The sequence below is a fragment of the Crystallibacter degradans genome (assembly GCF_012952295.1).
Classification (GTDB): Bacteria; Actinomycetota; Actinomycetes; order Actinomycetales; family Micrococcaceae; genus Crystallibacter; species Crystallibacter degradans.
Window position 1 is genome coordinate 64,809 of the sequence record NZ_JABBCH010000016.1, and the last position, 20,836, is coordinate 85,644.

21 protein-coding genes are annotated in these 20,836 nt (G+C 65.4%); 12 read left to right on the forward strand and 9 right to left on the reverse strand.

What is annotated here, in order from left to right; genetic code table 11:
* The first annotated feature begins 7 nt into the window (after window positions 1-7).
* The 5 genes from HGO92_RS19160 (at window position 8) to HGO92_RS19180 (ending at window position 5,015) form a co-directional block, all read left to right on the forward strand.
* Entirely contained in the window at window positions 8-1,000 is a 993-nt protein-coding gene (locus HGO92_RS19160) for an alpha-ketoacid dehydrogenase subunit beta (protein WP_169997683.1), read from the forward strand.
* 9 nt (window positions 1,001-1,009) lie between these two features.
* Window positions 1,010-2,323, forward strand: a complete 1,314-nt coding sequence (locus HGO92_RS19165) for a dihydrolipoamide acetyltransferase family protein (protein WP_169997685.1) — start codon at window positions 1,010-1,012, stop codon at window positions 2,321-2,323.
* A 97-nt stretch (window positions 2,324-2,420) separates the two neighbouring features.
* Window positions 2,421-3,437 carry a hypothetical protein gene (locus HGO92_RS19170; RefSeq protein ID WP_169997687.1) on the forward strand — a complete coding sequence of 339 codons (1,017 nt, stop codon included), beginning with the start codon at window positions 2,421-2,423 and terminating at the stop codon, window positions 3,435-3,437.
* A gap of 109 nt (window positions 3,438-3,546) precedes the next feature.
* Window positions 3,547-4,794: an IS256 family transposase gene (locus tag HGO92_RS19175; RefSeq protein ID WP_169997689.1), complete on the forward strand. Its 1,248-nt coding sequence runs from the start codon at window positions 3,547-3,549 to the stop codon at window positions 4,792-4,794.
* Complete coding sequence (locus HGO92_RS19180) at window positions 4,791-5,015, forward strand: hypothetical protein (protein WP_169997600.1); 225 nt, start codon at window positions 4,791-4,793, stop codon at window positions 5,013-5,015. The genes HGO92_RS19175 and HGO92_RS19180 overlap by 4 nt, the downstream gene beginning before the upstream one ends.
* Window positions 5,016-5,221: 206 nt before the next feature.
* Here HGO92_RS19180 and HGO92_RS19185 read toward each other — a convergent pair whose 3' ends face one another.
* Window positions 5,222-6,010 (reverse strand): IclR family transcriptional regulator, encoded by a 789-nt coding sequence (locus HGO92_RS19185; RefSeq protein ID WP_169997691.1) that lies wholly within the window; start codon window positions 6,008-6,010, stop codon window positions 5,222-5,224.
* A 177-nt stretch (window positions 6,011-6,187) separates the two neighbouring features.
* Here HGO92_RS19185 and HGO92_RS19190 point away from each other — a divergent pair, with 177 nt between their 5' ends.
* The 3 genes from HGO92_RS19190 to HGO92_RS19200 are packed head-to-tail and all read left to right on the forward strand — an operon-like array spanning window position 6,188 to window position 8,846.
* Entirely contained in the window at window positions 6,188-6,904 is a 717-nt protein-coding gene (locus tag HGO92_RS19190; RefSeq protein WP_169997693.1) for a CoA transferase subunit A, read from the forward strand.
* Window positions 6,905-6,942: 38 nt separating this feature from the next.
* Window positions 6,943-7,659 carry a CoA transferase subunit B gene (locus HGO92_RS19195; protein ID WP_169997695.1) on the forward strand — a complete coding sequence of 239 codons (717 nt, stop codon included), beginning with the start codon at window positions 6,943-6,945 and terminating at the stop codon, window positions 7,657-7,659.
* Complete coding sequence (locus HGO92_RS19200) at window positions 7,656-8,846, forward strand: acetyl-CoA acetyltransferase (RefSeq protein WP_169997697.1); 1,191 nt, start codon at window positions 7,656-7,658, stop codon at window positions 8,844-8,846. The genes HGO92_RS19195 and HGO92_RS19200 overlap by 4 nt, the downstream gene beginning before the upstream one ends.
* A gap of 88 nt (window positions 8,847-8,934) precedes the next feature.
* Here HGO92_RS19200 and HGO92_RS24560 read toward each other — a convergent pair whose 3' ends face one another.
* The 5 genes from HGO92_RS24560 to HGO92_RS19225 form a co-directional block, all read right to left on the reverse strand.
* The gene (locus HGO92_RS24560; protein ID WP_346769027.1) at window positions 8,935-10,746 is read right to left on the reverse strand and encodes a cytochrome b/b6 domain-containing protein; all 1,812 of its coding nucleotides are present in this window, start codon (window positions 10,744-10,746) and stop codon (window positions 8,935-8,937) included.
* A 58-nt stretch (window positions 10,747-10,804) separates the two neighbouring features.
* Entirely contained in the window at window positions 10,805-11,785 is a 981-nt protein-coding gene (locus tag HGO92_RS19210; protein WP_169997709.1) for an electron transfer flavoprotein subunit alpha/FixB family protein, read from the reverse strand.
* 47 nt (window positions 11,786-11,832) lie between these two features.
* Window positions 11,833-12,612, reverse strand: a complete 780-nt coding sequence (locus HGO92_RS19215) for an electron transfer flavoprotein subunit beta/FixA family protein (protein WP_169997711.1) — start codon at window positions 12,610-12,612, stop codon at window positions 11,833-11,835.
* Between the two features lie 176 nt (window positions 12,613-12,788).
* Window positions 12,789-13,586, reverse strand: coding sequence for a 3-hydroxybutyrate dehydrogenase (locus HGO92_RS19220; RefSeq protein ID WP_169997713.1), 798 nt, complete (start codon window positions 13,584-13,586; stop codon window positions 12,789-12,791).
* Window positions 13,587-13,637: 51 nt separating this feature from the next.
* Window positions 13,638-15,011, reverse strand: coding sequence for an MFS transporter (locus HGO92_RS19225; protein WP_205834758.1), 1,374 nt, complete (start codon window positions 15,009-15,011; stop codon window positions 13,638-13,640).
* Window positions 15,012-15,165: 154 nt separating this feature from the next.
* Between HGO92_RS19225 and HGO92_RS19230 the strand changes: the two genes are divergently transcribed.
* On the forward strand, window positions 15,166-16,098 hold the full coding sequence (locus tag HGO92_RS19230) for a LysR family transcriptional regulator (protein ID WP_240974777.1): 933 nt from the start codon (window positions 15,166-15,168) through the stop codon (window positions 16,096-16,098).
* On the opposite strand, the gene HGO92_RS24900 is transcribed toward HGO92_RS19230, so the two are convergent.
* Window positions 16,092-16,292 (reverse strand): DUF8730 family Cys-rich protein, encoded by a 201-nt coding sequence (locus HGO92_RS24900; RefSeq protein WP_169997719.1) that lies wholly within the window; start codon window positions 16,290-16,292, stop codon window positions 16,092-16,094. The two genes, HGO92_RS19230 and HGO92_RS24900, sit on opposite strands and share 7 nt — an antisense overlap.
* A 183-nt stretch (window positions 16,293-16,475) precedes the next feature.
* Here HGO92_RS24900 and HGO92_RS19240 point away from each other — a divergent pair, with 183 nt between their 5' ends.
* A complete protein-coding gene (locus HGO92_RS19240; RefSeq protein WP_169997720.1) occupies window positions 16,476-17,885 on the forward strand; it encodes an MBL fold metallo-hydrolase in 1,410 nt (469 codons plus the stop codon).
* A gap of 76 nt (window positions 17,886-17,961) precedes the next feature.
* Here the strand turns inward: HGO92_RS19240 and HGO92_RS19245 are convergent, their stop codons facing one another.
* A complete protein-coding gene (locus HGO92_RS19245) occupies window positions 17,962-18,219 on the reverse strand; it encodes a metal-sensitive transcriptional regulator (protein WP_169997722.1) in 258 nt (85 codons plus the stop codon).
* A gap of 124 nt (window positions 18,220-18,343) precedes the next feature.
* On the opposite strand from HGO92_RS19245, the gene HGO92_RS19250 reads away from it, so the two are divergent.
* Both HGO92_RS19250 and HGO92_RS19255 read left to right on the forward strand, forming a co-directional pair.
* Window positions 18,344-18,937: a rhodanese-like domain-containing protein gene (locus HGO92_RS19250; RefSeq protein ID WP_277351928.1), complete on the forward strand. Its 594-nt coding sequence runs from the start codon at window positions 18,344-18,346 to the stop codon at window positions 18,935-18,937.
* A 76-nt stretch (window positions 18,938-19,013) separates the two neighbouring features.
* Window positions 19,014-19,898 (forward strand): sulfite exporter TauE/SafE family protein, encoded by an 885-nt coding sequence (locus tag HGO92_RS19255; protein WP_169997726.1) that lies wholly within the window; start codon window positions 19,014-19,016, stop codon window positions 19,896-19,898.
* Window positions 19,899-20,009: 111 nt separating this feature from the next.
* On the opposite strand, the gene hpaD is transcribed toward HGO92_RS19255, so the two are convergent.
* On the reverse strand, window positions 20,010-20,836 hold an 827-nt coding region (gene hpaD / locus HGO92_RS19260; protein WP_169997728.1), incomplete at its 5' end, for a 3,4-dihydroxyphenylacetate 2,3-dioxygenase.

Consider the following 20,836-nt stretch of genomic DNA (forward strand, 5'->3'; position numbering starts at 1 on the left):
AGACGGAATGCCCACCACCAGCTACCGGCAGGCCCTTAACGACACCCTCCGAGCGGAACTGACGCGGGACGAGAACGTGTTCCTGCTGGGCGAAGAAATAGGCATCTTCGAAGGGTCCTACAAGATCACCGCCGGCCTGCTGAAGGAATTCGGACCGGAACGGGTCAGGGACACGCCGATCGCTGAAGAGGGCTTCGTGGGAGCCGCCATCGGTGCCGCGATGCTGGGTATGCGGCCGGTCGTCGAGATCATGACGCTGAACTTTAGCCTTGTCGCCATCGACCAGATCGTGAACCACGCGGCCAAGATCTACGGGATGTTCGGCGGCCAGACGCCCGTGCCCATGGTCATCCGTTTTCCCGGCGGCGGCGGACAACAGTTGGCGGCCACGCATTCGCAAAACCTCGAAGTCTGGTACGCGCATGTGCCTGGTTTGAAAGTAGTGGCTCCATCTACCCCTGCCGACGCGAAGGCACTCCTCACCGCAGCCATCCGCGACGACGACCCAGTCATCTTCCTCGAAAACCTCTCCCTCTACAACACCAAGGGCGAAGTACCCGACGGCGAGCAGATCGCCGAGATCGGCAAGGCGGCGGTGGTCAAGGAGGGCAGCGACCTGACCGTCATCACATACTCCCGCGGCACGGTCATTGCGTTGGAAACCGCCAGACAGCTTGAGGACGAGGGCATCTCTGTCGAAGTGGTGGATCTGCGGAGTCTGCGGCCGCTGGACCGGGAAACATTCTGTGCCTCGGTGCGCAAGACCAGCCGGGCCGTGGTGCTGGAGGACGACTGGCTGAGCTACGGTATCGGCGCAGAGATCTCTGCTTCCCTCATGGAGGGCGCGTTCGATTATCTGGACGCCCCGGTCGGACGCGTGGCAGCCGCCGAAGTGCCGTTGCCGTACGCCAAAGCCCTGGAAGTGGCGGCGCTGCCGGACGCCAGCGACTTGGTCCGGGTCATCCGCGAAGTCCTCGACGACACCAGTTTCTCCCGATAGGAGCCAGTCATGCCGGAAGTATTCATGCCGCGCCTGTCCGACACCATGGAAGAAGGTGTCATCAGCCGCTGGCTCAAACAGGAGGGCGACACGGTCCATCAGGGCGACGTGATCGGCGAGATCGACACGGACAAGGCCACCATGGACCTGGAGGTGTTCGATGACGGCGTCCTGGAGAAACTCCTCGTTCCCGAGGGCACCACCGTAGCCATCGGCGAACCGGTAGCCATCATCGGCGACGGGAGCGGAACCGGAGGCAAGGAGGCACCCGGCACTCCAACGGCACAAAGTACGACGGCGGCCGAAGCACCGGCAGCACCCAGCGAACCTGCAGCGCCCGCACCATCCGCGGCACCAGCAGCACCGAAGGAACCGGCCAAACCGGCATCGGGCGGCCGGATCTTGACCTCGCCCCTGGCGCGCAGGATCGCCGCCGAGCACGGCCTTGACCCAGCCAACATCACGGGGTCCGGCCCAGGCGGCAGGATAGTCCGCGCCGACGTCGAAGCCGCGGCGGCATCGGGCGAAGGGCGAACCGAGAATACGGACCAAGGCGCCCAGTCAGGGCAACCGGCCCAGCCCGGCCAAGCCGGAGAACCGCGGTCAGCAGCAGCTGCCGGCCGAACGGATACCGGCGCGGACTCCGCCGAGGTGCCCCTGACGCAGATGCGCAAGGCAACGGCGCGCCGACTGACCGAAAGCGCCAGCGCGCCCCACTTCTTCCTGACCAACGTGGTGGGCGTAGACCGGCTGTTCGCGTTCCGGCAGGAAGTAAACCAGCGCTATGCGGACTCCGGAATCAAGGTCAGCGTAACCGACCTGCTGGTGCGGGCCTGCGCGGTCACCCTGCATGCGCACCCGCAGGTCAACTCCTCCTGGGCAGGAGATAAGATCCTGCAGCACGGCCGCACCCATATCGGCGTCGCCGTCGCCATTGAAAACGGCCTCATTGTCCCCGTGGTCAGGGACGCGGATACCAAGGCCCTGGACGAACTCGCCGCGGAGACGCGGGAGCTGGCGGAGAAGGCCCGCGCAGGCAAGCTCAAGCCCGATGAATTCAGCGGCGGCACGTTCACCATCAGCAACTTGGGCATGTTCGGAATCGATAATTTCACCGCAGTGATCAATCCGCCCGAGGCAGCCATCCTGGCGGTGGGCGCCGCTACTGAGGAACCGTTCGTGCAGGACGGGACGCTGCAGAGCCGGCGGATCATGAAGCTGACCATGACCGCAGACCACCGGGTGTTGGACGGCGCCACCGCGGCGGCTTTCCTGCGGGACCTCAAACAGACGCTGGAAGAGCCTCTGCGTATCCTCCTTTAGCAGTTATCCACAGTCTGGATGCGTGGGATAGCGGTGCATTGTCGTAGAGGGGGAAGGTGGACGAACCAGACCACCCTTCACGACGAAAGGCACCAACGTGGGACGAAGCAAGAAGCGCCGCTCCAAAAACACCCGTCCGAATCAGCCTCGCCGCCAGATCCCAAGCCGCGAAGCCGAGATCGATGCGTTGGCCCCGGCATATACCGATTGGATAGGTAAGGACGCAACGGATCAAGAGAGCCATTACGTTTTGGAGTTCGTCAAGATGGTTATGGGTTTCCACCGGAAGCTCCAGCCAGGCTCCAGCTGCACTTCGTTCCGCGCGCTCCCGCTTGAAGCCGCGATTTGCTTGTGTGTTGATGAGATCGCCGAGGGAGATGATTTCCTCTTCATTCCGTTTGTGAGCTCGATGTCGCTGTACACCAATTTCTTGGAGCAGACTGGTCGTTGGACAGGAACCACCAGACAGTTGGAGGACCTGCGAAACTACTATCACCGGGCGCATATCGCATTCGAGGCCGTCGGACCGAACCGCGGTTTCGAATGGTCCGAGCTGGACCCAACAGAACAGTTGAAGTTCCTCGAAGAAACGCCTCTCGCGAAGAAGGCACGAAACTTGCTCGCAGCCGTGGATGCACAATTGCACAGTGATACCGGACCCACCTGGCGCCAAGAATTTTGGGCATCAGTCACAGTGTTCGATCAGGACGCGACCGACAAAAACTCAGCACAAGTCAGGTTCGATATCCTTGCAAATCTGGGCCTCACCCCAACCCAAGGCTCAGCAGAACGATTGGCAGACATTCGGAATACCTTCAGCAACGGGGACAATCCCGACCGTCTGGCCCTTCTCGAAACTCTCGTATACGCATGCTTTGAAAATGAGTTCAGTCGCGACAGCTCTCCTTACAGCGACGAGCTTCCCGTAGGTCAGACTATCGGCCGTATCCTTGCACATGCGGCCGAAACGACAGGATCGGTGTCCGGGCTGATTCTGACCAATCCGGGTGCGCTGATGCCGGGCGGTGCAACTCCGGAAACAGCGGAGTTCTACGCCGAGGTGGGACGGCGTCTGAAGTACCTCCAAGAGTTGGGTCTGAGTAGTGCCCCTTAAAGTGGTGTAGCGCCCACCGGTTGACAGGTAACGCCCCTGAACGGGGCGCGGTCACCGTGGGACTCCTTCGAGGAATCTCCTACAACCCACTCGAAAGGACATCGCTACGATGACCGCTCCTCACATTGTCGACCCTGCCAGCGTACTTTCAGAAGCTTTGGGCGACGCGTCGCCGGATCTGATGCGACACCTTTTGCAAACGATGATCAACGCACTGTTGTCCGCGGACGCGGATGCCGTGATCGGCGCCGAATGGGGCAAGGCCTCACCCGAGCGCGTAACGCAGCGCAACGGCTACCGCCACCGCGAGCTGGACACGCGCGCCGGTACGATCGATGTTGCCATCCCGAAGCTGCGGCAGGGCACGTACTTCCCGGAATGGCTGCTGGAACGGCGCAAGCGCGCCGAAGCGGCAATGATCACTGTCGTCGCGGACTGCTATCTCGCCGGGGTCTCCACCCGGCGCATGGACAAGCTCGTCAAGACCCTCGGGATCCACTCGCTCTCAAAATCGCAGGTCTCCCGGATGGCCGCGGATCTCGATGAGCAGGTCGCCCAGTTCCGGACCCGGCCGCTGGATGATGCGGGCCCGTTCACGTTCGTTGCCGCCGACGCGCTGACCATGAAGGTCCGCGAAGGCGGGCGCGTTATCAACGCGGTCGTCATGGTCGCCACCGGCGTCAACGCGGACGGGCACCGCGAAGTCCTCGGTCTGCGCGTGGCGACCTCGGAGACCGGAGCTGCGTGGAACACCTTCTTCGCCGACCTCGTCGCCCGCGGCCTTACCGGGGTACGCCTGGTCACCAGCGACGCCCACGCCGGCCTGGTCGAGGCCATCGCAGCGAACCTTCCCGGCGCCTCCTGGCAGCGCTGCCGCACCCACTACGCGGCAAACCTGATGTCGGCCACCCCGAAGAGCATGTGGCCGGCGGTCAAAGCGATGCTCCACTCGGTCTACGACCAACCCGATACGGCCAGCGTGAACGCGCAGTTCGACCGGCTCCTGGACTACGTCGAGGACAGACTGCCGAAAGTGTTCGCGCACCTGGACGCGGCCCGCGCCGACATCCTCGCCTTCACAGCCTTCCCGAAGGACGTCTGGCAACAGATCTGGTCCAATAACCCCAACGAGCGTTTGAACAAGGAAATCCGCCGGCGCACCGACGTAGTCGGAATCTTCCCGAACCGCGACGCGGTCACCCGCCTCGTCGGAGCCGTGCTGGCCGAGCAAAGCGATGAATGGGCCGAAGGCCGCCGCTACCTCGGACTCGAAGTGCTTGCCCGCTGCCGCCTGACACCAGCGCACACCGGGATCGAACCGAGCACCGAGCTGCCCGAGCTGGGAGCGGCAGCATGAGCCTTCGCCAACCACACGCCTCACCACACGCACCCGATCTGGCGCTCCTGACCGCCGGCTGCGACACCGGCTGGTGGGACGAGCACGGAAGGCCAGCACCCTGGCCCGAGGACTTCTGGCTCCCCGACGGCACGATCAACCCCATATGGCGCCAGGACACCGGCACCTGCCGAGAGGAGGACCCCGCTACCGCCACCCGATTCGACGGCCACCCCTTCTAACCTTCAACACCTCGAAAGAAATGAACCGTTACACCACCACAGGGGACTTGACCTGGGTCTGATCGTCATCGGACAGGACATCACCGTTCCAACCGCACTGCGGCGCTGCGTCCTCGACGTTTGGGAAGACACAGAACCTGACCGGCTGGCAGCCTGATGCCAACGCAAGAGCTTTAAGGTCTGTACCGAACTCGAGTATCAAACTCTCAGCGCGCACTGGCGTGCTCGCCCAGTTGCTGGGTGATCTTGTGCGCCTCCTCAAGCAGAAGTTTCCCGAGGAATTCCTGCCGTTCCGGGCGGAACCGCTGCTCGATGCCGGTGAGGGACAGAGCCCATGCCGGGTTGCCCTGGCGATCGAAAACCGCGGCGCCCATGCCCCAGCTGCCCTCAAGGATGAGTCCGGGATTCACCGTGTAGCCGTTGCGACGGGTCACTTCCAAATTCGCCCGGATCCGTTCTGCGGTATGGGCCGGGCCGAAGCGTTCGCCGCGCGTACCGCCGTCGTCAAGCAACCGGTCCACCTCCGCTTCCGGGAGGAAGGCCATGATGGCCAGTCCGGCGGAGGCAACTCCCAGCGGAAAGCGGACGCCTTCATGCAGAACGAACGAGCGCACCGGAAAGCTGCCTTCGACGCGCAGCAGACAGACCGTTTCGTCGCCACGCCTAATGGAAAGGAATGCGCTCTCGCCGGTTTCGTCTGCTAAGCGTTGCAGGCTCGGCCGGGCCAAGTCCTCGATGGCGTACCGGTTGGCGGCGACGGCTCCGAGGACATAGATCTCGGGGCCCAGATGCCAGGTGCCCGTCTCGGCATGATGATCCAGCAGCCCCTCGGCCGCCAGGGAGTTCAGCAGCCGGTAGACCGTGGGCCGTGTAAGACCCGATGCCTCGACGATAGCCGGAAGCGCCGCACCTCCTTCAGGGGAGCGTCCAACAATGCGCAGCAGCTGGGCCACCCGCCCGACAACCTGCGCCCCTTGCACCGTTTTCTCTGCCATTCCACTCCTTGAATCCACAATATGGACACTCTACTGCAGCATGTCCATAGTGTGAATACAGCAAAGGTGCCCCTCTTGACGCCCCCTCCGGACCACCGCTAGCCTGCAAGTAATCCACTTGTCCATAAGATGGACAGCACGGCGTGCATGAACGCCAATACTCAACGAGGAGGAAGCATGTCCAAACTGGCAGCAGGTCCCGCGGCCGCACTGGAAAGTGTGTTGCATGACGGAATGACGATCGCAGTGGGCGGTTTCGGACTCAGCGGCATCCCGGCCGACCTGATCGATGCCGTCCGCGACTCCGGCGTCAAGGACCTTACCGTCGTTTCCAACAACATGGGCATCGACGGCAAGGGGCTCGGTGTGCTGATCGAGTCCGGCCAGGTCCGTAAAGTCCTCGCCTCCTACGTAGGTGAAAACAAGCTCTTTGCCGAGCAGTTCCTCGCCGGGACCCTGGAAGTGGAGTTCAACCCCCAGGGCACACTGGCCGAGCGGCTGCGCGCCGGCGGTGCCGGCATCCCCGCGTTTTATACCAAGACCGGCGTCGGCACCCAGATCGCCGAGGGCAAGCGGCACGAGGAGTTCGACGGCGAACTGTACGTCCAGGAGCGTGGCATCGTCGCCGATCTGGCCCTGGTCCACGCGCACACCGCGGACACTGACGGCAACCTGGTCTACCGCTACACCGCCCGCAACTTCAACCCGGTGGTCGCCACCGCCGGCCGCGTGACCATCGCCGAGGCCGAGGTCATCGTCGAGCCCGGCCAGCTGGACCCCAACCACGTCGTCACCCCGGGGGTCTACGTCCAGCACCTCGTCCAGACCAGCGGACGCCACAAGGACATCGAAAAGCTCACCGTCCGCCCGCGGCCCGCCGCCGTCGGCGCCTGAGCAGACAGCACCCGGACACGAAACTGAAGGAGAGAACCATGGCTTGGACACGAGACGAGATGGCGGCCATCGCCGCCACCGAACTGAACGACGGCGACTACGTCAACCTGGGGATCGGCATCCCCACCCTGGTGGCGAACAACCTGCCCGAGGGCGTGCGGGTGGTGCTGCAAAGCGAGAACGGACTGCTGGGCATGGGGCCGTTCCCCTACGAGGGCGAGGAAGACGCGGACCTGATCAACGCCGGCAAGCAAACCGTCACCGTGCAGCCCGGCGGGTCAATCTTCGACTCGGCCACGTCCTTCGGCATGATCCGCGGCGGCCATGTGAAGGTCGCCATCCTCGGGGCAATGGAGGTCTCGGAAGCGGGCGATCTGGCAAACTGGACCATTCCCGGCAAGATGGTCAAGGGCATGGGCGGCGCCATGGATTTGGTCGCCGGCACTCCGCGCGTGGTGGTGCTGACCGACCACGTGGCCAAGGACGGCACCCCCAAGATCGTCAAGGAATGCTCGCTGCCGCTTACCGGCGTCCGCGTAGTCAACCGCATCATCACGGATCTGGCCGTCTTCGACATCAACAACGACGGCGACAACACCTCAAACAACGACGGCGGCAGCCCGGCACTGGTACTGACGCAGCTGGCCCCCGGAGTCACACTCGATGAGGTCCGGGACAAAACCGAGGCACCCTTCACGGTAGCACCTGCCCTCGACACGGAACTGGCTGCGGCCCTGGAAGGAGCACAGCGATGAGCTTGCAGGAACAGTTCGGCAAGGACATTCTGCTCACCGGCTGGGGCCACTCCCGGTTCGGCAAGTTGACCGATGAGACATTGGAATCCCTGATCGTCCAGGTCTCCCGCGAAGCCATCACCAACGCCGGGCTGGAACCGGGACAGATCGACGAGATCTACCTGGGCCAGTTCAACTCCGGTATGCTGCCTTTGGGCTTCGCCTCGTCGCTGGCCCTGCAGGTCTCCGACGACCTGGCCAACGTCCCCGCAACACGGGTGGAGAACGCTTGCGCTTCCGGCTCCGCGGCCGTGCAGCAGGGCGCCAAGTCGCTGCTCGCCGGCACCGCACGCAACGTGCTGGTCATCGGGGCCGAAAAGATGACCCAGGCCGGACCAGACGTGGTCGGCGCAGCGCTGCTCGGTGCCGACTACGACATGGCCGGCAAGTCCTCCACCACCGGCTTCGCCGGACTCTTCGCCGAGACCGCCAAGCACTACGAGAAACGCTACGGCCCGGCGGGCGACGTGCTGGGCTCGATCGCCGCGAAGAACCACCGCAACGGCGTGCTGAACCCCTATGCCCAGCTGCGCAAGGACCTCGGCGAAGAGTTCTGCCGGACCGTTTCGGACAAGAACCCGATGGTCGCAGACCCGCTGCGCCGCACGGACTGCTCCCCGGTCTCCGACGGGGCCGCCGCAGTCGTGCTCACCAGCGGCTCCGCGCCTTCGTCGTCGGCCACTGCACCCGTCCGGCTCGCAGGATTCGGCCAGGCCAATGACTTCATGCCCGTGGAAAAGCGCGATCCCACCGCTTTCGCGGGCAGCGTCGCCGCCTGGCAACGCGCACTGGCCATGGCGGGCGCCGGCTTGGACGATCTGGACTTCGCCGAAGTACACGACTGTTTCACCATCGCCGAACTGATCATGTACGAAGTCATGGGCCTCACCCCTGCCGGCGAAGGCCGCCGCGCCATCGAAGAAGGTTGGGTTTACCGGGACGGCAAGCTGCCGGTAAACCTCTCCGGCGGACTCAAGGCCAAGGGCCATCCCGTCGGCGCGACTGGTGTTTCCCAGCATGTGGTCACGGCCATGCAGCTCAGCGGCACCGCCGGCGAGATGCAGCTGGCCGGTGCGCGCCGCGCCGCCGTGCACAACATGGGCGGCCTGGCCATTGCCAACTACGTCAGCGTGCTCGAAGCGGTGTAGGAAGCGCCGCCGACCGGCGCGATGCCGGGTCGAAGAGCCGCCATCCCGCATAGTGCTATGCGGGATGGCTGCTCTTCGCTTCTCATCTCTACTTGGAGACCTTGCCCGTCCGGGCGGCGATCGGTGTGGTGAAGAGCGGCTTCGTCAGAAACCAGGCGGCCGAGATAACCAACAGGGAGAGTACGAAGATGATCAGCCCCCACCAGTCCACCGCGTCGCGTGACGTGTACATGTGGTTCAGGTTGCGCAGCGCCCCGGTGAAGAAGACCAGGAACACGTGCACGATGGTAAAGGCGACGAAGTAGATCATCACCGGGAAGTGGAGTGCCCGGGCCCACTCCACCGGGTAGGCCTTGTTGAGCCCTGTGGCGCTCTCCGGCCACCAGGTGGAGATCCGGATGCCGGAAATGATCGCCATCGGCGCGGCGATGAACACAGTGATGAAGTACGTCATGACCTGCAGGGCGTTGTAGTGGACCCACCCGTTTTCCGTCGGCCAGTCCAGCGAAACGTACTGGATGCCGGTGGAGAGCATGTTCGGGAAAATATCCCAACTGGTCGGCACGATCCGCACCCACTGCCCGGTGGCGAACAGCAGGATGATGAAGACCAGCCCGTTAAGCACCCAGAACACGTCCAGGCTCTGGTGCAGCCACTGGGACAGGGAGACCTTCTTCGGGGTGTTGCCCTTCGGGGAGAAGAAAGAGTCCTTCTTCGCGGTCCAGTAACCTGGAGGCTTGCGCTCGGTGCGGACCTGCAGGCCCGTCCGGACGATAAGCACGATGAAGAACATGTTGAAAAAGTGCTGCCAGCCCAACCATGCCGGCAACCCCACCGGGGCACTATCCGGCTGAGACGCATGACCGTCATAGGCCGCGATGAACTCCTGCACTGGCTCCATAGTCCGCAGCCAGCGGGCACAGAGCACCGCAGCCAGAGCCAACACCAGAACGACGACGGTCACCACTACCGGCCTAACCCACGTCGGGCGTCCTCCTGTCTCAGCAGCTCCACCAGATGTGGCGGGCCGGTTCGAGGTTGCCGACGGAGTCGATCCGGAGCCGCTCTGGGCCGCCCTTTCTTCGGCGGTCGGCGTGGAGGTCGCCGTCGCGGGCGAAGTCGGTGATCCCATACGTGAGCGGACGGGCGCGGCAGAGTCACTTTGGGCAGGAGCGGGGCTTGCTGCCGCTGTGGCTCCCTGCCCTTGGGTGGCGCCCATGCGCTGGCGGGTGCCGCCAGCGGTGACGGGTTTGACGTCAGGGGACCCGGCCGGTGACGGGGCTGCTCCCATCCGGGTCTTGCCTGATGCCGTTGGTGCGGATTCCTGCCCGGAAGTCGACGGCGCCACCCCCATACGCTGCTTCCGCACGGGCGCAGCAGGTGGTTCATCGGCGGGTGCCGCATCCGGAGGTGCTGCATTGGTGGAGGCGGCGGACTCAACACCCATCCGCTGCTTGCGCACCGGGGCCGGTGGCTGCGGTGCAGCCTGCGACTCCGGCTCCTCGGCGAGAGGTCCGGCGTCGCTCGTGCCCCGCTCCTCCTGCGGCAGGGGCCGATAACCGCCCATCCGCTGCCTCTTCACCGGAGCGACTGCTGCGGGCTGGGTTCCCTGCGACGGCGAGGCTGCCGCATCCTGCGCGGGCGAAGCGGACTGGGCATCCGGCGACCGAGACTGGACCGGTGTCTGGGCAGGCGCTTGGGGAGCAATCTGTTCCTTCTCCGGTGCCTGCGAGACGGGCGCCGCCCGTGCGGCCGAATTCTCGGCAGCGGCCGCCATGGTGCCGGTGGTGTCGACGTCGTCCGCCGCACCATCCGGCTGAGCCTGCGGTGTCAGCGGCCGATATCCGGCCATGCGCTGACGGCGCGCGGCGGGGTCAGCCGCGCTGTTCTCGTTGGTCATCGTGCCTCTCGCCTCCGGGACGGTCAATCGATCACGTGCAGCAGGTCCGGGCCAGGCGTCAGCCGCGGCGGGCGTTGATCTCGTCGATCAGTTGCGGCACCACGGTGAACACGTCGCCGACCACACCAAAGTCAGCGATCTCGAAAATCGGCGCGTCCCCGTCCTTATTAATGGCCACAATCGTCTTCGCGGTCTGCATGCCAGACCGGTGCTGGATGGCGCCGGAGATTCCCAAGGCCACATACAGGTCCGGGGTCACCGAAACGCCGGTCTGCCCCACCTGGAACGACTGGGGCACGTAGCCCGAGTCCACGGCCGCACGGGATGCGCCGACTGCGGCTCCGAGGCTGTCTGCGAGCTGCTCGACCAGAGCGAAGTTTTCCTTTGAGCCAAGTCCGCGCCCGCCGGAGACCACAGCCTGGGCGCCCCGCAGGGCCGGGCGGTCGGTCTGGGCCGGGGCGTCGGTGACCTGGTCGATCCGCGCGCCCGGGGCAGCGGCGGTCGACACCGGAACGGTTTTGACCTGCGGCTCGGCTACTGCCTCGGCCCGCGCATCAATCGATCCCGGTCGCACTGTGACGATCATGAGACCGCCCTCTATCGTCGACTGCGTGGTGAAGTCACCGCCGAACACCGAGTGCTCTACGATGACCTCCTGCCCCTCTTCGTCGTAGCGCACGCCGACCGCATCCGCAGCCACAGAGCCGCCGGCGACGATCGCCAGCCGTCCGGCGACAGTCTTGGAGTCATTGGTATTCGACACCAGCACGGTCTGGGCCGCGTACTCCTGCACGGCGTCGGCCAGGGCTCCGACCTCCGCTGTGCCCAGCTCGGTGGTTGCCGTGTCGGATTCGGCCAGGTAGACATGCGCTGCGCCCAGCGAGCCCAGTTGCGCTGCCAGGTCCGCGCCCTGTCCGGGAGTGGTCACCGCCACGGCCACCGGTGTGCCGATGGTTGCGGCTGCGCCGAGCAGGCCGGCGGCAGTCGGCTTCGACGCACCGGCGGCGGTGGTTTCGATCAGTACCAGGATGTTTCCCATAATGTTTTGCCCTTCCGGTCAATCAGGTCATCAAGTCAGGTGTGCGATCAGATCAACCGCTGGGCGGCGAGGAACTCAGCCAACTGGCTGGCCGCCGTGCCGTCGTCGACGACCTTCGGACCGGCCTCCTTCGGGGGGCGCGCCTCGGCGGAGACCATCACCGAGCGCACAGCGGCCGCATCCGGGCCGGCCTGGATGCCCAGCTCCGCTAGGGACCAGGTTTCCATCGGCTTCTTCTTGGCCTGCATAATGCCCTTGAAATTCGGGAAGCGCGCCTCCGCGGACTTCTCCGTGACAGAGATAGCCGCCGGCAGCCCGGAGCTGAGGCTCAGCGACCCGCCGTCGACCTGCGTTGTCCCGGAGACACCCTCAGCGGTGATGGTCACCTCATCCAGGCTGGGCAGCACCGGCCAGCCCAAAATCTCCGCGACCATCGCCGGGACCATTCCACCGCGGCCGTCGGTGGCCTCATTGCCGGCCACCAGCAGGTCCGGGGCGATCCGCTGCACCGCAGCCGCCAGCACCCGTGAAGTCTGGACCATGTCCGATCCCGCCAGCACGGGATCCGTGACCAACACGGCTGAGTCGGCGCCCATCGACAGCAGTTTGCGCAGCGTCTTAGTCGTATCTTCCAACCCCATGGACAGCGCGACGATTTCGACGTCGGGGTTCGCGTCCTTGTACTGCAGCGCGACTTCCAGGGCACGCTCGTTGATCTCATCCGGCACCGGCTCGGAGGCTTCCCGGTCCAGCATGCCGGTTTCCAAGTTGATCTTGCGGTCCGACCAAGTGTCCGGCACCTGCTTGGCCAACACGACAATCTTCATGACGGGCTCTCCTTACTCACGAGTTGGTCCGGTTTATCAGCAGTCTATCTGCCCCCGCCCGGCGCACTCGACGAGTTCCAGAGCGTGACCGCAACAAAACGACGCCGGCACTCAGGTGGGGGCAAAACCCACCTGCGTGCCGACGTCGAACGTAACTTTGTTGCGGGAGGCGCCGTTTACCGCGCGGACCAGCCGCCATCCATGGTGTAGCTGGCGCCCGTGACCATGGCCGCCGCGTCGCTGGCGAGCCAGGCCACCAGCGAGGCCACTTCCTCCGGCTCGACCAGGCGCTTGATGGCGCTTTCGGTCAGCATGATCTTGGCCAGCACCTCGGATTCGGGGATGCCGTGGAGCCGCGCCTGGTCCGCCAACTGTTTCTCCACCAGCGGGGTCCGGACGTAGCCGGGGTTGACGCAGTTGCTGGTGACGCCGTACTCGCCGCCTTCCAACGCCGTGACCTTGGAGAGGCCTTCGAGCCCGTGCTTGGCGGTGACATAGGCGGATTTGAACGGCGAAGCACGCAGCCCGTGCACCGAGGAGACGTTGATGATCCGTCCGAATCCCTGCGCATACATCTTCGGCAGCGCCGCACGGATCAACAGGAACGGGACCTCCAGCATCAGCGTCAGGATCCGCCGGAAGTCCTCCGGGTTGAAGTCCTGGATGGGGCTGACGTGCTGGATGCCGGCGTTGTTGACTAGGATGTCCACGCCGTCGAGCGCCTCCGTCAGCCGGTCATCGGTGACGGCCGACGGGTCCAGCAGGTCGACTGCCCAGCTTGAGCCGCCGACTTCCCTGGCCACCGCCTCGGCACCGGCCTGGTCCATATCCGCGACGACCACGTGGGCGCCGCGGGCGGCCAGCGCATGCACCACGGCTAAACCGATCCCGCCGGCGCCGCCGGTGACCAGGGCCCGCTTGCCTGCCAGTGGTTGCGCCGCGGACGGGTTGGTCCGTTCGGTTTCGTTGGTCATGAAAGTTCCCTTACGTAGAGCAGGCTGTGCTTGTTGCGGGCGTGGACTGAGTCAGTTGCTGACCCGGGCGGTGTTCAGCCCATGCTTGCGGGCGTCGGCGTCGTCAATGTCATGCAGCGAGGCGCCCTTGGTTTCCTTCAGCGTGATTACCGCGACGGCGGTGATGGCACAGGCCACCGCCACGTAGATGGCCACCGGGAGCCAGGAGCCGAAGTCCTGCAGCAACGCGGTCGCGATGATCGGCGCCATCGAACCGGCCACAATCGAGGTGACCTGGTAGCCCAGGGAGACGCCGGAGTAGCGCATGCGGGTGGGGAACATTTCCGCCATGATGGCCGGCTGGCCGGCGTACATCAGCGCGTGGAAGCACAGGCCGACGGTGACGGCGGCGATGATGATGAACGGGTTTTGCGTGTCGAACATCGGGAAGGCGAAGAACGCCCAGCTGGCTCCGAGCACCGCACCGGCCAGGTAGACCGGCTTGCGGCCGAAAGCATCCGAGAGCCGGCCGACCTGCGGAATCACAATGAAGTGGATGACGTGGGCCACCAGCAGCGCCAGCAGCAACTGGCTCGTGTCGTACTCGTGCTCGGTCTTCAGGTACACGATGGTGAAGCTGACGATGATGTAGTAGAGGATGTTCTCGGCGAAGCGCAGGCCCATGGCGCCGAAGATGCCCTTGGGGTACTTCTTTACAACCTCCATCACGCCGTAGCTGACGGCCTTGTCGGCTTCCACCTGGGCGCGGGCTTCGAGGAAGATCGGCGCCTCGCTGACGTGGGTGCGGATGTAGTAACCGATGATGACGATGAACGCGGACACCCAGAAGGCCACGCGCCAGCCCCAGCTGAGGAACTGGTCAGAGGGGAGGATCCAGGACATGCCCAGCAGCACCAGGGTGGCCAGCAGGTTGCCCACCGGAACGGCGGCCTGCGGCCAGCTGGACCAGAACCCGCGCGATTTGTTCGGGCTGTGCTCGGCCACCAGCAGGACGGCTCCGCCCCACTCGCCGCCCACGGCGAAGCCTTGGACAAACCGCAGGATCACCAGCAGTGCCGGCGCCCAGTAGCCGATGGAGTCGAAGCCGGGCAGACAGCCCATCAGGAACGTGGCCACGCCGACCATGATGATGGTGACCTGCAGCGTGTGCTTGCGTCCGAGCTTGTCGCCGATCTGGCCGAACACAATGCCGCCGAGCGGACGGGCGATGAAGCCCACCGCGTAGGTCAGGAAGGCCGCGATGATGCCGTCCAGCTCCGTGTCCGCGTTGGGGAAGAAGAACTGGCCGAAGACCAGCGAGGCGGCGGTGGCGTAGAGGAAGAACTCGTACCACTCCACCACCGTGCCCACCATCGAGGCTGCCACAATCTTTTTCAGTCCCGACTTCTCCGTCTCCGGGACGTCCGTCGGCTTGTTGACGCTCATCGGCGCACTCCTTTGTTCTGCAGGTGTCAGCGTTGACATCGGCGTTGCGGGGGCCCTGTGTTCCAGCACACAGGACGGCTCTACCGAGTATGGACACAGCCAGCTGTGTGCATCAATGACCAGTTACGCAGAGATGAAGTGCACAATTGCAGATATGAACCTCCAGTCCCCTGGCGCCGCCGCCCCGAACCCCCACGATCTGCTGATCCTGCTCGCCGTTGCGCGGACAGGAAGATTTACGACGGCGGCCGAGAGCCTGGGTTTGAACCACACCACCGTGTCGCGCCGGATCGCCGCGTTGGAGAAGAGCCTCGGCGGCCGGACGTTGGCCCGGACCGTGGGCGGGTGGGAGCTGACGGACCTGGGCCGCCGGGCCGTGCGGGCAGCCGAGGACGTGGAGACCGCGGTGGCAACCATCAACGAAGGCGAGGAAGAAGCGGACCAGATTGCCGGCGTCGTACGCATTTCGGCCACGGACGGCTTCAGCGCTTTCATCATCGCGCCGGCGGTGGCACAGCTGCGGCGGAAACACCCGAACCTCAGCGTGGAGATCGTCAACGTCACCCGCCGGGCGCTGCAGCACCGCTCGGGCCTGGACCTGGAGGTGGTGGTCGGCGAGCCGCAGGTGCACCGCGCCGAAGCGATCCGGCTGGGCTACTACATGCTGGGGATGTATGCCTCGCGCCGCTACCTGGAGGACTTCGGCACGCCCGCCAGCGTCGCCGAACTGAGCGACCACCGGCTGGTGTACTTCGTCGATTCGATGCTGCAGGTGGACGATCTGGATGCCCCGCGGCGGCTGGTTCCGGACATGCTGGATTCGCTCAGTTCCACCAACGTTTTCGTCCACGTCGAGGCCACGCGGGCCGGTGCCGGGATCGGCTTCCTGCCCTGCTTCATGGCCGGCCGCCACCCTGACCTGGTGCGCCTGCTGCCCGAGGATTTCCGGGAACGCCTCCCCTATTGGATGGTGCTGCGCCCGGACTCGCTGCGCCAGCCCGCCGTCGCCGCCGTAGCCGAGGCGCTGCGCCGCCGGACGGCCGCCGTCGAAGATGCCCTGTTGGGTCGCGAACCCCTGGATTACTGAGAACGACGGCGGGCGCGTCGCCGGCCGAAGAGTTCCTTGATCCAGATGAAGCCGACGCCGGGCTGCCAGCCGGCCCCCGGAGCGCAAGTGCAGCGGCGGGACTGCGGAACGTTACGCATCACTTGGTCCACATGGTTGCCGCAGCCCGCCCATGTCGCCTTTCCGCATTTTTGGCATGTCGCCGTCCGGCACATACAAGTCCCTCCATCAAGTTTCGGTAAGTAGCCGCTTTACGTGCGCCAACCCTCATCATACATACCCCGGAGGGTATTCCGAAGAGGCGGACGGGGACTTGCCCTATACCCCCATGGGTATTACCATTGCTATCGAAATAATACCCCCGGGGGTACTTCGGGAATCGACGACAAGGAGACGAGATGCTGCTCGAGCGAATCTATGACCAGGACCTGTCCCAGGCCGGCTACTTCATCGGCTGCCAGCGCAAGCGTGAGGCCGTGGTAGTCGACGCCCGCCGCGACATCGATGTTTACCTCGACCTAGCCAAGGCCAACGGGATGAAGATCGTGGCTGTGGCCGAGACGCACATCCACGCCGACTACCTCTCCGGGACCCGCGAACTGGGCACGGCTACCGGCGCCGGTATCTACGTTTCCGGTGAAGGCGGGACAGACTGGCAGTACGGGTTCGACGCCGAACGACTGCACGATGGCGATGCCATCTCGATCGGAAACATCACGGTCCAGGCCCTGCATACGCCCGGGCACACCCCGGAGCACCTCTCGTTCCTAGTCACCGACGGGGCGTTCAGCGACCAGCCCGGTTACCTGCTCTCCGGCGACTTCGTTTTCGCCGGCGACCTGGGCCGCCCGGACCTGCTGGACGAGGCCGCCGGCGGCGTCGACACCCGCTTCGAGGGCGCGAAGCAGCTCTTCGCCAGCCTGCGGACCAAGTTCCTGGCGTTGCCGGACCACGTCCAGGTGCACCCGGGCCATGGTTCCGGCAGCGCCTGCGGCAAGGCCCTCGGCGCCATCCCCTCCACGACCGTCGGCTATGAGCGGCTGTACGCCTGGTGGGGCAAGTACCTGGAGGCCAACGACGAGCAGGGCTTCATCCATGAACTGCTCGACGGCCAGCCCGACGCACACGCCTACTTCGGCCGGATGAAGCGCCAGAACCGCCTCGGCCCGGAGATTCTGGGCGAACGCGGCCCACTGCCCGAGTTGGACAACCAGGCCGTCGCCGCAGACCTGGCAGCCGACAAGGTGACCTTTGTCGATACCCGCCCCAACGAGCAGGTCCATGAAGGAACCGTGGCCGGCGCCCTGAATATCCCGGCCGGCAACAAGGCCGCCAGCTTCGGCGCTTGGGCCTATGACCCGGAGACCGACGACCGCCCGCTGGTCCTGCTCTCCCCCGACCAGGACGCCGCACAGCAGATGCGGGACCACCTCGTGCGCGTCGGCATCGACAACGTCGCCGGCTACACAACGAGCTTGGACGGGCTGCCCATCGCGGTTCCGCCCCTGATCCGCCCCGAGGAGCTCGACGGCTTCGACGCCGCCCTTGTCCTGGACGTGCGGAACAAGAGCGAGCACACGGCCGGCCACATCCCCGGCTCCAAACAGCTCAGCGCCGGCCGGGTGCTCTGGAACCTGGACCAGCTTCCGGCCGACAGTCCCATCGTGACGTACTGCCAAAGCGGGGCCCGCAACTCCGTCGCCGCAAGCACGCTGCGCCGCGCGGGCTACAACGTCGTCGAACTCGACGGCAGCTACGCCGCTTGGGAGAACTGGCAGAACACGGGAGAGAACGGGCCGGTCCGCTAGCCATTACACGCCAGTAAACAAGAAGGCGACCTCGCGCAGTCCATCGCGCGAGGTCGCCTTGTCCGGCCTGCCGGGGTCAGGCCAAGGAGAGGAAGAGCTTTTCCAGTTCCTTCTTGTCGAGGGAGTTGTCTTGCTTGGCCAGGCACTGCTCCAGGCCGGTGGAAATAATCGCGAACCCTGCCCGGTCCAGCGCCTTCGACACGGCGGCGAGCTGGGTGACCACGTCCTTGCAGTCGCGGCCTTCCTCCAGCATCCGCGTAACGGCGGCGAGTTGGCCCTGGGCGCGTTTGAGCCGGTTGATGACCGGGGTGAGTTCGGTGCTGTCGAGCTGCATGGTGTTCTCCTCGGGATGGAAGTCTTTCCCTATTCTATACCCCACGGGGTTTGTTGCATACCCTAGGGGGTATGTGGCAGAGTTGTGGCGAAACATCCCACACCCCTGGAAAGGAAACTCCCCTTTGGCTTCCGAAACTACGACCGTAACCGCCCTCGACGCGCAGACGCTGCGTGAATGGATGGACCAGCACGAGGACCTGACCGTCATCGACGTCCGTTCCGCCGCCGAGTTCGAGACCATGCACATCCGTGGCTCCTACAACGTGCCGCTGCCGCTGCTTTCCGAGCACACGGACGAACTCGCCGAACGACTTGGGGCGCGGGTTGTCCTGGTTTGCCAGTCCGGCGTCCGCGCCGAGCAGGCCCGCCAGCGCCTGAGCAGCGCCGGAATCGGCTCGGCCTGCGTGCTCACCGGCGGAGTACCTGGCTTCGCTGCCGCCGGCGGCGACGTCTTCCGCGGCGTCCAGCGCTGGGACCTCGAACGCCAGGTCCGCATGGCAGCCGGCACCCTCGTCGTCGGCGGCCTCCTTGCCGGCAAGTTCGTCTCCCCCAGGCTGCGCCTGCTTGCCGGTGCCATCGGCACCGGCCTGACCTTCTCCGCGGCGACGAACACCTGCGCCATGGGCAAGGCCCTGTCCAAGATGCCGTGGAACAGGACCGCAGCTGAACCCACTGCCGACAGCGCCATCCGGCAACTGCCCCGCACCTCCGCCTGACCCCTCCCCTAAGCCGGTTCCCGCCCGGGCCCCACCCAGAGCGGGAACCGGCCGCCACACCAGAAAGACAAATCGCATGACCGTCGCCCTCACGGCCACCCTGCTGCTCTCCGTAGTCATCGGACTCTCCCTCGGCCTGCTCGGCGGCGGAGGCTCCATCCTCACGGTCCCCATCCTCACCTACGTCGCAGGCCTCGACCCCAAGGAAGCCATCGCGGCGTCGCTGTTTGTCGTCGGTGTCACCTCGGCATTCAGCGCCGTCGACCACGCCCGTAAAGGCCGGGTGAAGTGGCGCACCGGCCTGATCTTCGGCGCCGCAGGCATGGCCGGAGCGTTCGGTGGAGGCCTACTCGGCGGACACATCCCTGGCACCATCCTCATGATCGCCTTCGCCCTCATGATGGTCGCGACCTCCATCGCCATGATCCGCGGCCGAAGGAAAAAGACCGCCGCGGCCAACGAGTGCGAACTGCCCGCCCTCAAGGTCATCCTCGAAGGCCTCGTCGTCGGCCTGGTCACCGGACTCGTCGGCGCCGGGGGCGGCTTCCTCGTCGTCCCGGCCCTCGCCCTCCTCGGCGGCCTCGCCATGCCCGTCGCCGTAGGCACCTCGCTGGTCGTCATCGCCCTGAAATCCTTCGCCGGACTCGGCGGCTACCTCACTACAGTCAACCTCGATTGGGGCCTCGTCGCCGCCGTCACCGCGGCCGCGATCGCCGGCTCCGTTGCCGGATCCCGCCTCGCCGGCCGCATCCCCGAAGCGGCCATGCGCAAGGGCTTCGGACTCTTCGTCCTGGCCATGGGCGTCTTCGTCCTTGTCCAGGAACTCCCGGCGCCGGCCAACATCATGCTCACTGTCACCGCCGCCGCGCTGGCACTGGCCGCGCTCATCTGCCGGTTCGCCATCCCTGCGTGCCCGCTCAGCAGAGCCGTCGTCTATCCCGCGCCTGCAGCAACCCGTTAACGTCTGTTCGTCCCCACCTACCAGCCGAACGCACAGCAACCGCAATTTAACGCGCGACGGCGGGGTGCGGCTGTGTGCCGCGCCCCGCCGTCGAGCTTTGCTACAGCTTTGTTACAGCTGGGCGCCGACCTTGAAGCCGCGCTCTTCGCCCGGTTCGCGGGTGTAGGAGAAGCCGTCGGCCCCGATGGTCACGGCCATTTCGGAAGCGTCGGTGCGCTGGATGACCGGCTGGGGGTTGCCGTCCAGGTCCAGGACCAGGGAGGCCTCGGTATACCAGGACGGGACTACCGCGTTGCCCCACCAGTCGCGGCGCTGGTTGTCGTGGACATCCCAGGTGACGGTGGGGTTGTCCGGGTCTCCGGTGTAGTAGTCCTGGGTGTAGATCTCGATGCGGTGGCCGTCCGGATCCAGAATGTAGAGGTAGAACGCGTTGGAGACGCCGTGGCGGCCGGGGCCGCGTTCGATCCGGTCGGAGATGCGCAGGGCGCCCATCTTGTCGCAGATCTGGATGATGTTGTGCTTCTCGTGCGTGGCGAAGGCAACATGGTGCATGCGCGGACCGTCGCCGCCGGTGAGGGCAGTGTCGTGGACGGTCTGCTTGCGGTGCATCCAGGCCGCGTAGGTGACGCCGTTGGAATCCTTGATGTCTTCGGAGACGCGGAAGCCCAGGTCCTCAAGGTACTTGCGCCCGCGCGGGACGTCCGGGGTGACCTGGTTGAAGTGGTCCAGACGGACCAGTTCGCCGGCGCTGTAGAGGTCGTAGCGCTGCGTGAGGCGCTCGACGTGCTCCACGTCGTAGAAGAACTCGTACGGGAAGCCCAGCGGGTCCTCCACGCGGACGGAGTCGCCGATGCCCTTGGAGAAGCCGTCCTTGCGGCGCTCGGTGCGGCACCCGAGTTCCTTGTAGTACGCCTCGGCGGCGTCCACTTCGGCCGGGG

Coding starts and splice junctions, on each gene's coding strand:
- HGO92_RS19195 (WP_169997695.1), top strand. CDS start 6,943: ATGGCTTGGACACGAGACGAGATGGCGGCCATCGCCGCCACCGAACTG.
- HGO92_RS19210 (WP_169997709.1), bottom strand. CDS start 11,785: ATGGGAAACATCCTGGTACTGATCGAAACCACCGCCGCCGGTGCGTCG.
- HGO92_RS19225 (WP_205834758.1), bottom strand. CDS start 15,011: ATGAGCGTCAACAAGCCGACGGACGTCCCGGAGACGGAGAAGTCGGGA.
- HGO92_RS19240 (WP_169997720.1), top strand. CDS start 16,476: ATGCTGCTCGAGCGAATCTATGACCAGGACCTGTCCCAGGCCGGCTAC.
- HGO92_RS19190 (WP_169997693.1), top strand. CDS start 6,188: ATGTCCAAACTGGCAGCAGGTCCCGCGGCCGCACTGGAAAGTGTGTTG.
- HGO92_RS19160 (WP_169997683.1), top strand. CDS start 8: ATGCCCACCACCAGCTACCGGCAGGCCCTTAACGACACCCTCCGAGCG.
- HGO92_RS19180 (WP_169997600.1), top strand. CDS start 4,791: ATGAGCCTTCGCCAACCACACGCCTCACCACACGCACCCGATCTGGCG.
- HGO92_RS19220 (WP_169997713.1), bottom strand. CDS start 13,586: ATGACCAACGAAACCGAACGGACCAACCCGTCCGCGGCGCAACCACTG.
- HGO92_RS19175 (WP_169997689.1), top strand. CDS start 3,547: ATGACCGCTCCTCACATTGTCGACCCTGCCAGCGTACTTTCAGAAGCT.
- HGO92_RS19165 (WP_169997685.1), top strand. CDS start 1,010: ATGCCGGAAGTATTCATGCCGCGCCTGTCCGACACCATGGAAGAAGGT.
- HGO92_RS19245 (WP_169997722.1), bottom strand. CDS start 18,219: ATGCAGCTCGACAGCACCGAACTCACCCCGGTCATCAACCGGCTCAAA.
- HGO92_RS24900 (WP_169997719.1), bottom strand. CDS start 16,292: ATGTGCCGGACGGCGACATGCCAAAAATGCGGAAAGGCGACATGGGCG.
- HGO92_RS19185 (WP_169997691.1), bottom strand. CDS start 6,010: ATGGCAGAGAAAACGGTGCAAGGGGCGCAGGTTGTCGGGCGGGTGGCC.
- HGO92_RS19215 (WP_169997711.1), bottom strand. CDS start 12,612: ATGAAGATTGTCGTGTTGGCCAAGCAGGTGCCGGACACTTGGTCGGAC.
- HGO92_RS19230 (WP_240974777.1), top strand. CDS start 15,166: ATGAACCTCCAGTCCCCTGGCGCCGCCGCCCCGAACCCCCACGATCTG.
- HGO92_RS19255 (WP_169997726.1), top strand. CDS start 19,014: ATGACCGTCGCCCTCACGGCCACCCTGCTGCTCTCCGTAGTCATCGGA.
- HGO92_RS24560 (WP_346769027.1), bottom strand. CDS start 10,746: ATGACCAACGAGAACAGCGCGGCTGACCCCGCCGCGCGCCGTCAGCGC.
- HGO92_RS19200 (WP_169997697.1), top strand. CDS start 7,656: ATGAGCTTGCAGGAACAGTTCGGCAAGGACATTCTGCTCACCGGCTGG.